Source organism: Kosakonia pseudosacchari, assembly GCF_015167415.1.
Taxonomy (GTDB): Bacteria; Pseudomonadota; Gammaproteobacteria; order Enterobacterales; family Enterobacteriaceae; genus Kosakonia; species Kosakonia pseudosacchari.
The window spans coordinates 2,415,484-2,429,276 of record NZ_CP063425.1 but is presented as its reverse complement, the minus strand read 5'-3'; the positions used below and the strand labels follow the sequence as shown (position 1 = coordinate 2,429,276).

Below are 13,793 nucleotides of genomic sequence, written 5' to 3'. Positions count from 1 at the left end.
GAGGTGGCCATGAGAATTGCAACCATCGACCTCCTGAAGATACTCGCGATCTTTCTTGTCATCCTGGCTCACGTGACGTTGTTTTTTTTGAATCGCGACGAAAGCGATGTCGTGTTGTGCTTTTTCAGACAGGCGGGGTTATCGGGTGTTGCCCTGTTTTTTATCTGTAGCGGTTATTTTTTATTAAATAACAAACATGAAAATCAAGCGAACTATGTTTTCGCCAAGATTAAAAGCATCGTTGGTGTACTGATTTTCTGGTTACTCTTTTATTACGCCTATGATACCTGGTGGATAAGTCGATTTACCGACGTGCCGGAAATAAATCTTCTTAATTACCTGAATGTCAGCAAAGCCACCACAGAAGCAACGCCATTATGGTTTATATTTGCCATTATTCCGCTGTACATATTCACGCCTTTAATGCGGCATGCTTTTAAGAAAGAGCGCACGGGTGAAATTCTGCAAGTTATTATGCTAATGGTGATCATCGCCAACCTGACATTAATCAATGCATGGACCGAAGCCAGTTTTAATTTTTCGCTATTTGCATTTAACTTGCTCATTCCTTTTCAACCTGAAGGACTGATCTGTTTTTTAATTGGCGGTTACCTCGGGCTGGTTAAACCTACGCTCAGGGCATTCTCCGTTGCGCATATTATGACGTTAATACTGGCAATTAGCGCATTGTTAATATTGGCGTACATCTCGTCCAGCGCGGGGATCGCCATCTTTTATGGCAAGTTTTATAACTTGCTATTACTTATCACCTCGGTCGGTTTGTTTTTATTTGTGGTTAACCTGAATATTAACGCCTTGCCACGCTGGGTGAGCAATGTGAGTGACAGTGTGTTAGGGATCTACCTTGTACACAACATCTTTGTTGTGGAAATACACAGCGTGTTTATTCATGAAAAGCTGTTGGGAATTATCCCGGGGGTGAATAGCTATCTTTATATCATTGCTTACTCCCTGGTGGCTTTTATCCTTGCTTACGGCCTCTGTGCGCTGCTGAAAAGATCAAAGATAACGGCCAGAATTGTCACACTTTGATAACCTGAATGCGGCGCAAAGCGCAGTAACTTGTGCTACTGTCACTCTCTTTATAAAACAAGGAGTTTGCTATGCCGCACGTTGATATCAAATGTTTTCCCCGCGATCTGACCGAGGAGCAAAAAACCGCGCTGGCGAGCGATATCGCCGAAGTCATTATTCGCCATTTGAACAGCAAAGATAGCGCGGTCAGCGTCGCGCTTAATGAAGTCACGCCGGACGACTGGAAAGCGCAGGTGTGGGACACCGACATTGCGCCGCATATCGATACGCTTATCAAGAAGCCTGGCTATTCACTGTAGATTTCCTGTCGCCTGCGTCTGTTGCGCAGGCTTTTTTTTATCAAAATATACAACAAAAGATACTCATGTTGTTTCGAACAACCGCCCGGAATATATAATACGCGGCAAGCTAATTCTCATTGTAAGCGTATCAGTTCTTTCATTATTTTCCCTTTCGGAAAATTCATATTTGCGCGATGTTAAATACAACTCTAGAGTTTTTATTATCTCGCTCGGGTTAAAAATCAGAGCAATATCATTATCACGGAAAGCGCTGGTTCGATTAATTTCAGCAGCAACGAATTAAACAAGGAACGTCATTCATGAAGCCATCTCGTTCTTTCATCTTATTATTGCCCCTGTTTGCAGCACTGCCGTTGCAAGCCACAGAACCCGCAGCGGAATCACAAAACTGGTATCCCTCAATTTATGGTGCGAATGACGAAATAGGCGCAGCAAACTTGCTCACACCCGAGGTGGTTTTACAGGCAGTTCACCTTGTAAAACAAGGCGTTGTCGTATCGCTGGCGGTGCCGGTTGATAAGAATTTCCCGGCATTTCGCCACCGAAGTTTTCATCTCTATAATATTCAGCCCGGCCAGCAGGATGGGAAAACGCTTGGCCCGAATAAATTCACCTTTAATGACGAACTGGTTAATGCATGGACCGGTGTGGGCACGCAGTTAAACGGTATCGGCCATATCGGCATTAATAATATCTATTACAACGGTAATAAAGCGGCAGATTTTGTCACTATTGATGGTGTTAAAAAGTTAGGCATTGAAAAAGTCCCGCCGATGGTAACGCGCGGCGTGGTGTTAGATATGACCGCTTTTTATAAACAAAAGATTGTTCCCGGCGGCACCGAATTTAGCGTCGAGGATATTCAGTCGGTATTAAAAAACCAGGGACTAACCTTAAAGAAAGGCGATATCGTTTTATTCAATACCGGATGGCTGGAACTTGTTGGTAAAGACAATAAACAGTTTCTGGAAAAGGAGCCTGGCATTGGCATGGAAGCCGCAAAATGGCTGGCGGACCAGCAGATCGTCGCGTTTGGCGGTGACACCTGGGCGTCTGAAGTGTATCCAAACCCTGCAACTAAGGAGGAATTCCCAATCAATCAATATCTGTTAGCGAAAAGGGGGATCTACAACCTGGAGTTGATCGATACACGTCCACTGGTAGGCAAACAAGTTTGGGAATTCTTGTTCGTCCTTGGCCAACCGCTGTACACCGGTTCAACGCAGGTCAACATCAACCCTGTGGCGATTTATTAGTTGTTTGTTGTTAGCGCTACCCTGAAGTGTTTTTCATTTTTAGTAAAACATTGTTCTGTGGAGCGGCTCGAATTTCATTAAGCGGGTTAATGTTACATAAGCCTCTTTGACATGGAGATGATTATGTTCCGGAAACTCAGTTCACTGACATTCGCGCTGCTCCTTTTTTCGCAGCCTTTATTTGCCGCACCAGAGCGTTTTCCCATCTGGCCGCAGGGCGATGCGCCAGGCGCTAAAAGTAGCCCGGTCAATTTCCAGTTAACCGAACGCAGTAAAGATCCTGCGCTTCCCGACCGCGCTGTGTCTGGTGTTCGTGCGCCGCAAATCACCGTTTACCCACCGCAAAAACCCAACGGAACCGCCATTCTGGTCATTCCGGGTGGTTCCTATAAACGCGTGGTGCTGGATAAAGAGGGCAGTGATTTAGCGGCGCCATTTAATGCGCGCGGTTACACCTTGTTTGTCATGACTTATCGCATGCCGGAAGATGGCCATGCCGAAGGGGCAGACGCCCCGCTGGCAGATGCACAGCGTGCTTTGCGCACCTTGCGCGCGCAGGCAGAATTACGCCATCTCAACCCGAAAAAAATAGGGGTAATGGGTTTCTCTGCGGGCGGGCACGTGGCGGCAAGTCTGGAAACGCGTTACGACGAAAAGGTTTACACGCCAGTGGACAACATTGATAACCAGCACGCACGGCCAGATTTTGTGGTGCTGGGTTACCCGGTGATATCAATGGATCAGGCGATTGCCCACGCCGGTTCGCGAAAAGCGCTGATTGGTGAAACGCCAACTGCGGAGCAGATCAAACACTACTCGCCAGAACAGAATATTACCGCGCAAACCCCACCGACTTTTCTGCTGCATGCCGTGGATGATCCCTCGGTACCGGTTGCCAACTCGCTGGTGATGTTCAACGCGCTGCACGCGCATCATGTGCTCACTGAATTGCATCTGTTCAGCCACGGGCTGCATGGGTTTGGCGTGCGCGGTGTGAAACACCTACCGGCAGCGGTGTGGCCAGAACTGGCGATGAACTGGATCGAGGCGCTGCCTGAGTAAATGCGTCGTTATTCGCCAGCGGTAATGCGCTTGCCGCTGGTGACGAACGTGCCGCCGCCAAGGTGGTGAATGGTGTTCAGTTTATCGTCATCAAAGTGCCAGCGTCCGTTGATAAACGCACGTTCATCGGCGGCGGCGGAAACCACTTCGCCAAACAGCGTGTCATACTTTTCCTGTGCCGCGGTCGGCGGAAGCAAACGGCACTCCATCCACGCCAGGCACTTCTCTTCGATCACCGGCAGGCCGAGCACCGGCCCGGCGAAAGCGGGAATGCCATAGCAATTAAACTTATCTTCATCGCGCCCGGTGACGCTGCCGACCGCGTAACTCCAGTTGGTTGCCGCAACACCCGGCACCACAATGCCAAACATACCACTGTGTTCAATCAACTCCCGCGACCAGGTGCTTTTATCCACCACTATTGCAATTCGCGGCGGAGAGAATTCAACCGGCATCGACCACGCGGCCGCCATCACATTGCGTCGGTCGATCTGCTCATCGCGGCTGGTAATCAGAATGGTCGGACCGTGGTTTAGCAAGCGGCAGGCATGTTCTAACGCCACCGGACGGAAATAGCTCATAGCGGTTCCTCTGTGTAAATGTTTCTGCCATTAAATGGCCGAACTGTCGGCAAAATTAAGGCGTGGCGCATTATCCGGCACTCCTGGCCACCACAATCTGACCGCGGCCTTGTTCTTTCGCCAGGTAGAGCGCAAGGTCAGCCGCCCGCACCAGATTATCCGCGCGCGCGTGGCGCGGCCAGGTCGCCAGCCCAATGGAAACCGACACCGGGCCAATATCCTGTGATTCATACAGCATGTGATGATTCAGGACATTATGCAGCAACGTCTCGGCCACTTTTTTCGCCTGCAACTCATCCGCGCCGGGCAAAACAAGCAGGAACTCTTCGCCGCCATAACGGAACGCCACACTGTTTTCATCCAGCGTTTCGGTGATCAACCGTGACAGCTCGCGCAGCACTTTGTCACCCGCGTCGTGGCCGTACTGGTCATTGAGCTTTTTAAAATAATCCACGTCGACCATCAGACAGCTCAGCGTCGTGCCTTCCACCATCGCCTGGTCGAGCATGTTGCGCAGCGTCTCATCCAGGCTGTGGCGGTTGAGCAGGCCGGTCAACGAATCGTGCATGGCGCGCTCCGTGAGGGTATCGCGCAGGATCTGGTTTGCCAGCGCCAGCGCCAGCGTTTCCGCCAGCAGTTCCAGGTAGATATAGGGCGGCTCTTTGCCCGGCGTGTAATTATCGAAGGTGAGCAAACCAATGCTTTTATTCTGCGCATTCAACGGCACACAAATCGCGCGTGAAGCGAGCTCAGGCTTGATATGTTCGCAGGGCATATCAACGCCACCTTTGGCGGGGCTATGCAACTGCCCGCGTTTCAGTGCCCAGCAATGTTCGGCCGGGAAGGGGGCGTCTTCGCCCGGTGGTAAACCCCAGCGCGCCACACACTTCATGCGCTTTGTCCGGGCATTGAGTACAAACAATCGGCCGCCCATATCCGGGATAATTTGTGGCGCAAAGCGGCTGACCACACGAAAAATCGCGCTATGGGAATCACACCCCTGAAGCCGCTGCGTCATTCGCGCCAGCAAGGTACGCGTGGCCCACTCCGCGTCGCGCTCCTGCTCCAGCCGCTGCCGGGTCAGGCCGTTTTCACGAAAAATGCGAATGGCCTGCGCCATATCGCCAATTTCATCTACCTGCGCCAGCACCGGCGCTTCCACATTGTAATCCTGGGTCGCCAGGCGGTTGACCACATCACTTAACGTCACCACCGGGCGCAAAATGCGGTGTTTGATAATAAAACCAAGCACAAACAGGAACAGCAGCGCCGTCAGCCCGACCATGATTTCTGACAAGGTACGCAAGCGTAAAGAGCGGTCGGTGGCGTCACTTATCGCGCGCTGAACACGCTGATCCGCCAGGCTGCGGAAGTGGGCGAAACGGTACTCTGTTTCGGAAAGCCGCTCTTCATAGCTTGCGCTGTACAAAAGAGTCATCGCCTCATCCGTTTTCCCGGCTTCAATATCGGCGATAGCGATGCGCTGCTCATCTTCGAGCTGATCCAGTGTCGACAGCCCATCACGCAGGATCAGTAACTCTTCATCGGACGCGCCCCGGTCACGCAGGGCAACCAGATGATTTTCCAGAGCGATATCCTGCTGCTGGCGGGTTTTCCAGCTTTGGATCACTTCCGGCTGCTTTTTGATAACCGCTTCCCGCGCCAGCTCAGTTAACGCGTATGCCTCTCTTTCCAGATCATCTATCAACTCATCGAAAACGCGGTTTTGCGCCACGGCGTCACGCTCGGCACGTTCCGCATTCGACGCCATAAACAGCGCCACGCCGGAGGTCAGCGTTAATACCACGGTCGCGATATAAGCAAAATTGGTGATCGTAGCGATGCGCACGGGGATCCTTTTAGACTTGAGTACGGGAATATGCTTCTCAGTTTAGACATTCAGTTAAAAATCAATGCGCAATATTGACGTCATTTCTTCGTCATATTCGCTGCCTATAGTCAGCCGCAATCAAATCCCAAAGAGGATAACAACATGTTTGCTCCCCTGACTTTTGTGCAGGTGGATGCGCCCCGTCGGATGAAGACCACGGGTCAATCACGGCTTTCTGTTACGGGAGGGCGTGCATGAACGCATTCACCGCTATCCGCTTACAAGGCGTTTCCTACGCCTTTGGCGCACACACCGTTCTTAATCACATCGATTTACATATTCAACCTGGCAGCATTGTCGCGCTGCTCGGGCCGTCTGGCTGCGGCAAAAGCACGCTGCTGCGCTTGCTGGCAGGTCTGAGTGAACCGGCGGAAGGTGAGATCTGGTTTGGCGATCGCCTGGTGGCGAAAGCAGGCTGGGCGCTGCCACCGGAAGCACGCGACATCGGCATGGTATTTCAGGATTACGCGCTGTGGCCGCATATGAGCGTCGCGCAAAACGTCGCTTTCCCGCTGAAAATGCGCAATGTGCCGCGCGCAGAGCGCGAACAGCGGGTATTGCAGGCGCTGGAAAGGGTTGGGCTGGCTGACTTTGCCGGACGTAAACCCGCAGGGCTTTCCGGCGGGCAGCAACAGCGCGTCGCACTGGCACGCGCCATCGTCGCAGAGCCTGGCGTCTTGTTGTTCGACGAGCCGCTCTCCAATCTCGACACCGCGCTGCGCGAATCCTTATGCCTTGAGATGGCGCGTCTGCTGCGCCAGCTCGGCACCACCGCCGTGTATGTCACTCATGACCACCGCGAAGCACAGTTGCTTGCCGATCGCATAGTGCATTTAGCGTCCGGGACCGTTGAATCTGTACGAACCGTTACTTCATCCTCAGGGGAAATTGCATGAAAGCCTTACTGTCCGTGAAAAAAGGAGTCGCTTTAGCCATGGTGCTGTCATCCATGATGATCTCCAGCGCGCACGCGCTGACTGTTTACACCTCAGGCCCTGGCTCGCTGGCAAAAAGCCTGGCCAGCGGCTTTGAGCAAAAAACCGGCGTTAAAGTCAATATCTTCCAGGCGACTACCGGCAAAGTGATGGCGCGTCTGGAAGCAGAACAAGCCAATCCGCAGGCCGATATTCTGATTTCGGCCTCGTGGGATACCGCCGAAGATCTGCATCATCGCGGCTGGCTACTGCCGTTTACCAGCGCCAATGCCGAAAATGTCCCGCAGACATTGAAAAGCGCCGACTATGTGGCGCAGGGCATCTCCGCGCTGGGGATTGTCTGGAACACCAAGAGCGGCACCCCGGAGCCGAAAGAGTGGAACGATCTGACCTCTCCGGACTTTAAAGACAAAGTGACCACGCCGGATCCGTCACTTTCCGGCGCCTCGCTTGATCTGCTGATCGGTCTGCAAAATGGCATGGGCGACCGCGCCTGGCAGTTGTTTGATGCGCTGAAAAAGAACGGCATGGTGGTGAGCGGCCCGAACGCCCAGGCGGTAACGCCGGTGATGCAAGGGGCGAAAGCGGCGGTGTTTGGCGCGGTCGACTATGTGACGTATGGCAATATTGCGCAGGGCGAATCGCTGAAAGTGATCTTCCCGGCCAGCGGCACCGTTATCGCGCCGCGTCCAATGATGATCCTCAAAACCACCCAACATGCCGACGACGCCAAAGCGTTTATCGACTACGTGCTGTCGCCGGAAGGGCAGAAAATGGTCGCCGACGCCTGGCTGATGCCTGCCCGAACAGATGTGGAAGCGAAACGTCCCCTGTTTACCGAGCTGAAAGTGCTGCCGACCCAGAGCAGCGGCACCAGCGAACGCGGTGACGTGCTGAAGCGCTTTAACGCGCTCTTTGCCCAGTAATCCTTTCGATCTTTGCGGGGGCGACCCCGCTTTCAGGATACCCGTTGTGAACCAAAGACTAATGGCGCAAGCCACGCTGGCGCTGCTGCTGATTCTGGTCGCGCTGCCACTTCTGTTTATTCTCTTACAGGCGGTGTTCCCGCATTTTAGTTCGGGCGAGTTTGGCGGCGCATTTTCCGCTATCCCCACCTTGCTGGCCGAGCCGCAACTGCCCACCATGTTCGGCGGCACACTGCAAATCGCCTGCGGGGTGGCGCTTTGCAGCGCGCTGATTGGCTTGCCGCTCGGCGTCGCGCGCGGGTTATTTGATTTACCGTGCCCGAAACTGTGGGATCTGCTGTTTTTGATTCCGTTCTTAACCCCGCCCTATATTGCCGCGCTGTCGTGGATGCTGGTGTTGCAAACCCAGGGCTACCTTATGCAGCTTACCGGGCTGGATCTTAATAATCTGCTGTTCAGCAAGAGCGGCATCATTCTGGTGATGACGCTGAATATCTTCCCGGTGGTTTACTTTGCCGTATCGCGCAGTCTGCTCGCCAGCGGACAGCGTCTGGCGCAGGTGGCACGCGTGCATGGCGCCACGCCGTGGCGGGCGTTTTGTCACATCACGTTGCCGTTACTTTCCCCGGCGCTGGCGGCAGGTATGTTGCTGGCGTTTACGCTGGCGGTGGAAGAGTATGGCGTGCCCGCCGCCCTGGGAACCCGTTCCGGTGTGGTGATGCTGACTGTCGGCATCGAAGAGAAACTGTCTGACTGGCCGATCGATTTGCCAGGCGCGGCGCTACTGTCGGTGGCGCTGATCGCCATTGTGCTGTGCGGATGGTGGCTGCAGCGCAAACTGACCGGCGATAAAGATGTCACCAGCATCTCCGGGAAACCGACAGAACATGTCGGGGCGAAACTCGGTTTTGCTACCTTACCGGTGCTACTGGTGATGGCGGCGGTCGGTTTTCTCGCCGTGGTGCTACCGGGGTTGTCGATGGCGCTCACCGGCTTTAGCTCTACGCTTTCCGGCGGCGTATCGCTGGATAATCTTACGGTGAAACATTTTGCCGCGCTGTTCGAACAGCGCGGTGACGCGCTGCCCGCGCTGGGCACCAGTTTGTCGCTGGCATTCGGCGCAGCGCTGATCACCGGCGCGCTGGGTTTGTGCGCCGCCTGGCTGGTGGTGATGCAAAAGATAAAAGGGCGCACGGTAATTGATGCGCTATCGCTGATGCCTGCCGCGCTACCCGGCGTGGTAGTAGGCGTGGGGTTGATTTTGCTGTGGAACCGCAGTTTCTGGCCGGTTTCACCCTACAATACCTGGGCGATTTTGCTCCTCTCTTACTGCTGCCTGCTGTTGCCGTGGCCGGTGCGTTATATCGCTAGCGCCATGCGCCAGCTCGGCGGAAACCTGGAGCCTGCCGCGCGGGTTCACGGTGCCAGCGCGTTTCAGGCGCTGCGGCTGATTGTGCTGCCGCTGATTTTCCCGGCGATGCTCGCCTCCATGTTAATGGTGTTCGCCATTGCCTCGCGCGAGCTGGTCACCTCGCTGTTGCTGGCACCGGCGGGTACACAAACTGTGGCGGTATTTATCTGGCGGCAATTCGAGCAAGGCTCGGTAGGTCAGGGGATGGCGATGGCCACACTGACGCTGCTCACCGGGCTGGCGTTGATGCTCACCGCGCTCGGGATTATGCAACGCCGCACAAAGGGATAAATCGGGGGCACAAAATCGACGGTGAAGCGAAAAAAATGCGCTATAACAACGGGACACCATTCGCAAGGAGCCTGTATGACCCCTTTTCTGACCGCTTATCTGGCCCGTATTGGCTGGGAGCAAACGCCCGATGTCTCACTGGAAACGCTGCGGGCGCTGCATTTGCATCACAATGGCGCCATCCCTTTTGAAAACCTCGATGTCGTGCTGCCGCGTGAGATTGAACTCAGCGATGAGGCGATTTTCCATAAACTGGTCGTCGCCCGTCGCGGTGGTTACTGCTTTGAACAGAACGGGCTGTTTGAGCGCGTACTAAAAGAGGTGGGTTTTACGGTGCGCAGCCTGTTAGGGCGGGTGGTGATTGCTAATCCACACCAGATGCCACCGCGCACGCACCGTATTTTGCTGGTGCAGGTGGCGGGCGAGCCGTGGATCGCCGATGTCGGTTTTGGCGGGCAAACGCTGACCGCGCCAATTCGCTTGCAGCAGGATCTTGAGCAGGCCACGCCGCATGGCCTCTACCGCTTGCAGCGCAAGGGGGAAGACTGGGTGCTCCAGTTCCGTCACCACGAACGCTGGCAGTCGATGTATCAGTTTGAGATGGGCGAGCAGTATCAGGCCGATTTTGTGATGGGCAATTTTCACTCCGCGCACTGGCCGGCCTCCCATTTCCGCCATCATTTATTGATGTGCCGCCATCTGCCGGACGGCGGCAAACTGACGTTAACTAACTTCCATTTTACCCACTGGAAAAACGGCCAGGTGCTGGAAGAGGTGACCTTTGCGGATGTTCCGGCGCTGTATGACGCGCTGCAACAGCGCTTTGGACTTGGCGTGAGCGACGCACAGTACGGCTTTAGCCTGCAACAGCTGGAAACGGTAATGGCCGGTTTCGATTTGCACGGCGAAAAAGTTTAACCGAGCTCGTTGTCGATCATCACAGCCAGATGGCGATTGAAAGCAGCGTCATCGACATCTGGCATGCCCAGCATGCAAATCCCGTCCAGGCCGCAGACCAGCGCAATCAGTCGCCAGGCAATGTTTGCCGCCGTATCGTTATTAGTAAATTCACCCGCCACGCGGCCTTGCTCAATCAGTTGCACCACTTTGGCGTGCCACATCTCGATGGTCAGCAGGTATGCGCCTCTGATTTCCGGCTCTTTACTCGCCAGCAGTAACGCTTCACGCCACAAATGCACATAGGGTTCGAGACCGCCTTCGTCACTGCCCAACATGGCGTGCAACTGCTCGCGACAAGGCGCGGTCTCAGGCACCACTTCCACCTCCAGCAGTTCCGCAATCAGGCGGATAAACGCCTCGGCTTTTAGTGCATTTCCCGACGTGAAATGGTGGTGAACCTGCCCGGTAGCCACACCTGCAACATTTGCGATCCGCCGGACAGTCATGGCGGAAAAACCTTCCGCAAGCGCCACGTGCATCGCGGCTTTGAGGATCACTTCGCGGCGATCATCCTTGTTCAGATAGCGCATATAACCTCGGTTAAATAAGGAGTAAACGGAGTGTAACAAAAAGCTGGACATGCGTTCAACTTCCCGTAGGATCGCCGTTCTGGACATCTGTCCAGGAATGAAAAACGATGGAGAGAAGTATGTTTCGTCAGTGGTTAACGCTGGTCATCATTGTGCTGGTTTATATTCCGGTCGCTATCGATGCGACGGTGCTGCATGTCGCCGCGCCCACACTGAGCGCGGTGTTAAATGCCAGCGGAAATGAGCTGTTATGGATAATTGATATCTACTCGCTGGTGATGGCCGGAATGGTGCTGCCGATGGGCGCGCTGGGCGACAAAATCGGTTTTAAGCGGTTGCTGCTTGTCGGCAGCGGCCTGTTTGGCGCGGCCTCGTTACTGGCGGCGTTTGCTTCGAGCGCCAGTTGGCTTATTGCCACGCGCGCACTGCTGGCGGTAGGCGCGGCGATGATCGTGCCGGCAACGCTTGCCGGGATCCGTAATACCTTCTCGCAGGCGCAGCAGCGTAATACGGCACTCGGTGTCTGGGCGGCGATTGGTTCCGGCGGGGCGGCATTCGGCCCATTAATTGGCGGTATGCTGCTGGAACACTTCTACTGGGGTTCCGTGTTCCTGATTAACGTGCCGATTGTCATTGCCGTGATGGCGCTGACCGCGCGTTTCGTACCGCGTCAGCAAGGCCGCGCCGATCAGCCGTTACACCTGAACCAGGCGTTGAGTTTAATCGTCGCCATTTTGCTGCTGGTGTGGAGCGCAAAAACGGCAATGAAGGGCACACTGCCGCTGTGGATCGTGGCGAGTGCGTTACTGGTTGGCGCCATCTTGCTGACCGGGTTTGTCCGCATTCAGTTGGCTGCCGCCACGCCGATGATCGATATGCGTCTGTTTACGCATCGCGTGATTTTAAGCGGTGTGCTGATGGCGATCACCGCGATGGTCACGCTGGTCGGTTTTGAGCTGCTGATGGCGCAGGAGCTGCAATTTGTTCACGGTTTCACGCCCTTTGCCGCCGGGGTGTTTATGCTGCCGGTGATGCTGGCGAGCGGGTTTAGCGGGCCGATTGCCGGGGTTCTGGTATCAAAACTGGGGTTGCGCCGCGTCGCCGCAGGCGGGATGGCGCTCAGCGCGGTAAGTTTTCTGGGGCTTTCCGCGACCAACTTCGCCACTCAACCGTGGCAGGCCGGACTATTAATGGCGCTGCTGGGCTTCAGTGCGGCAAGCGCATTACTGGCTTCAACGGCGGCGATCATGGCTGCTGCGCCAAAAGAGAAAGCCGCCGCCGCCGGGGCGATAGAAGCGATGTCCTACGAACTGGGCGCCGGTCTCGGCATTGCCGTGTTTGGGCTGATTTTAAGCCGCAGTTTCTCCGCCTCGATCCAGCTTCCGCAGGGGCTAAGCCGCGAGGCTGCCGCGCAGGCGTCATCCTCCATTGGCGAAGCATTTCGCCTGGCGCAGGAAGCACCGCCCGCACTTGCAGATGGAATCATCGCGGCGGCGAAAACGGCGTTTACCGGTTCGCACAGCATTGCACTGAGCACCGCCGGCGCACTGTTAATGATGCTGGCGGTGGGGATCTGGTTTAGCCTGGCGCGAGTGGAAAAAGCGTAGCGTACCGCCGCATCACGCGCGCTGGCGGGTTGACCACCAGCAGAGCAGCGATCCGGCGCACACCATCAGCGCGCCCTGCCAGAAGGAAAAAGAGAGCGGGGCGCTTAGCACCAGCGCCGCCAGCGCGGAAGAGAGCACCGGCGTGAAATAGGACGCCGCCGCCAGCACCGTGACGTTACCGTGCAAAATACCGATATTCCACGACGCATAACCAAAACCGAGCGCAATGCCGGTCATCAATAATTTCACCACCACCGGCAGCGTAAAGACCATTTCCGGTTGCGGGGTGAGCGCGAATTTCACCCACAGCGTTGCGGCTGTCAGCAAGACAAATAGCGTAATGCCGTTTGCGCCGTTGGCGTATTTGGTCGTGACGGTGCAGTAAATCGCCCAAATAAACGCCCCGGCAAACGCCAGCGCATAACTTAGCGGGCTGGAGATAATATTGTGCTGGATTTCAGTGATATTAAGACCGCTCTCGCCGCCGAGCACCCAGCTCACACCCAATATCGCCAGCAATAAACCGGGAATAACCCATAAGCTGGCTTTTTGACCGTTGAATAATATTGCGCAAAGGATCGTCAGACTCGGCCATAAATAGTTGACCATGCCCACTTCGATCGCTTGTTGTCGCGTCGCGGCAAAGCCCAGCGAGAGCGCCAGACAAAGTTCATAACTGACAAACAGCACGCTGCCAGCAATCAGGTAACGTACTGAAAAACGGCGTAAATCCGGAATGCCGACGATGACCGCCAGCAGCAACCCGCTAAGCGTATAGATCATTGCCGCGCCGCCAACCGGGCCAAGACCTTCACTGACGGCGCGGATAAAACCGACCATCGTGCTCCAGAGTAATACCGCCAGTAAACCAATTAACGTTGCGCGTTTTTTATTCATTACTGCACTTAATCGCCGGAAATAAACGCACAAGTTATAACACGGCTGAATGATTAAGAAAAATTCACCGCGCCGCGCCTACTCCTTT

13 protein-coding genes are annotated in these 13,793 nt (G+C 54.9%); 9 read left to right on the top strand and 4 right to left on the bottom strand.

Features of this window, described 5'->3' with window-relative positions; all coding sequences use genetic code 11:
- Positions 1-9 precede the first annotated feature (9 nt).
- From IP581_RS11380 to IP581_RS11365, 4 genes are all read left to right on the top strand, one after another.
- The gene (locus IP581_RS11380; protein WP_193822597.1) at positions 10-1,053 is read left to right on the top strand and encodes an acyltransferase; all 1,044 of its coding nucleotides are present in this window, start codon (positions 10-12) and stop codon (positions 1,051-1,053) included.
- Positions 1,054-1,124: 71 nt separating this feature from the next.
- Entirely contained in the window at positions 1,125-1,355 is a 231-nt protein-coding gene (gene pptA / locus IP581_RS11375) for a tautomerase PptA (protein ID WP_016496030.1), read from the top strand.
- A 302-nt stretch (positions 1,356-1,657) separates the two neighbouring features.
- The gene (locus tag IP581_RS11370) at positions 1,658-2,614 is read left to right on the top strand and encodes a cyclase family protein (RefSeq protein ID WP_193822596.1); all 957 of its coding nucleotides are present in this window, start codon (positions 1,658-1,660) and stop codon (positions 2,612-2,614) included.
- Between the two features lie 123 nt (positions 2,615-2,737).
- Entirely contained in the window at positions 2,738-3,676 is a 939-nt protein-coding gene (locus tag IP581_RS11365; protein WP_193822595.1) for an alpha/beta hydrolase, read from the top strand.
- A gap of 8 nt (positions 3,677-3,684) precedes the next feature.
- Here the strand turns inward: IP581_RS11365 and IP581_RS11360 are convergent, their stop codons facing one another.
- Both IP581_RS11360 and IP581_RS11355 read right to left on the bottom strand, forming a co-directional pair.
- Complete coding sequence (locus tag IP581_RS11360) at positions 3,685-4,257, bottom strand: flavin reductase family protein (protein ID WP_193822594.1); 573 nt, start codon at positions 4,255-4,257, stop codon at positions 3,685-3,687.
- Positions 4,258-4,327: 70 nt separating this feature from the next.
- Positions 4,328-6,106, bottom strand: a complete 1,779-nt coding sequence (locus IP581_RS11355; RefSeq protein ID WP_193822593.1) for a sensor domain-containing diguanylate cyclase — start codon at positions 6,104-6,106, stop codon at positions 4,328-4,330.
- A gap of 236 nt (positions 6,107-6,342) precedes the next feature.
- Between IP581_RS11355 and IP581_RS11350 the strand changes: the two genes are divergently transcribed.
- From IP581_RS11350 to nhoA, 4 genes are all read left to right on the top strand, one after another.
- On the top strand, positions 6,343-7,044 hold the full coding sequence (locus tag IP581_RS11350) for an ABC transporter ATP-binding protein (RefSeq protein WP_193822592.1): 702 nt from the start codon (positions 6,343-6,345) through the stop codon (positions 7,042-7,044).
- Positions 7,041-8,009 carry an ABC transporter substrate-binding protein gene (locus IP581_RS11345; RefSeq protein ID WP_193822591.1) on the top strand — a complete coding sequence of 323 codons (969 nt, stop codon included), beginning with the start codon at positions 7,041-7,043 and terminating at the stop codon, positions 8,007-8,009. Before IP581_RS11350 ends, IP581_RS11345 begins: the two co-directional genes overlap by 4 nt.
- 61 nt (positions 8,010-8,070) lie before the next feature.
- A complete protein-coding gene (locus IP581_RS11340; protein ID WP_407659150.1) occupies positions 8,071-9,711 on the top strand; it encodes an ABC transporter permease in 1,641 nt (546 codons plus the stop codon).
- Between the two features lie 75 nt (positions 9,712-9,786).
- Positions 9,787-10,629, top strand: a complete 843-nt coding sequence (nhoA, locus tag IP581_RS11335; protein WP_097400995.1) for an N-hydroxyarylamine O-acetyltransferase — start codon at positions 9,787-9,789, stop codon at positions 10,627-10,629.
- Here nhoA and IP581_RS11330 read toward each other — a convergent pair.
- Entirely contained in the window at positions 10,626-11,201 is a 576-nt protein-coding gene (locus IP581_RS11330; RefSeq protein WP_193822681.1) for a TetR family transcriptional regulator, read from the bottom strand. The genes nhoA and IP581_RS11330 overlap by 4 nt on opposite strands.
- Positions 11,202-11,320: 119 nt before the next feature.
- Between IP581_RS11330 and IP581_RS11325 the strand changes: the two genes are divergently transcribed.
- Positions 11,321-12,808: a SmvA family efflux MFS transporter gene (locus IP581_RS11325; RefSeq protein ID WP_193822680.1), complete on the top strand. Its 1,488-nt coding sequence runs from the start codon at positions 11,321-11,323 to the stop codon at positions 12,806-12,808.
- A 12-nt stretch (positions 12,809-12,820) separates the two neighbouring features.
- On the opposite strand, the gene yddG is transcribed toward IP581_RS11325, so the two are convergent.
- Positions 12,821-13,705 (bottom strand): aromatic amino acid DMT transporter YddG, encoded by an 885-nt coding sequence (gene yddG, locus IP581_RS11320; RefSeq protein ID WP_193822589.1) that lies wholly within the window; start codon positions 13,703-13,705, stop codon positions 12,821-12,823.
- Between the last annotated feature and the right edge of the window lie 88 nt (positions 13,706-13,793).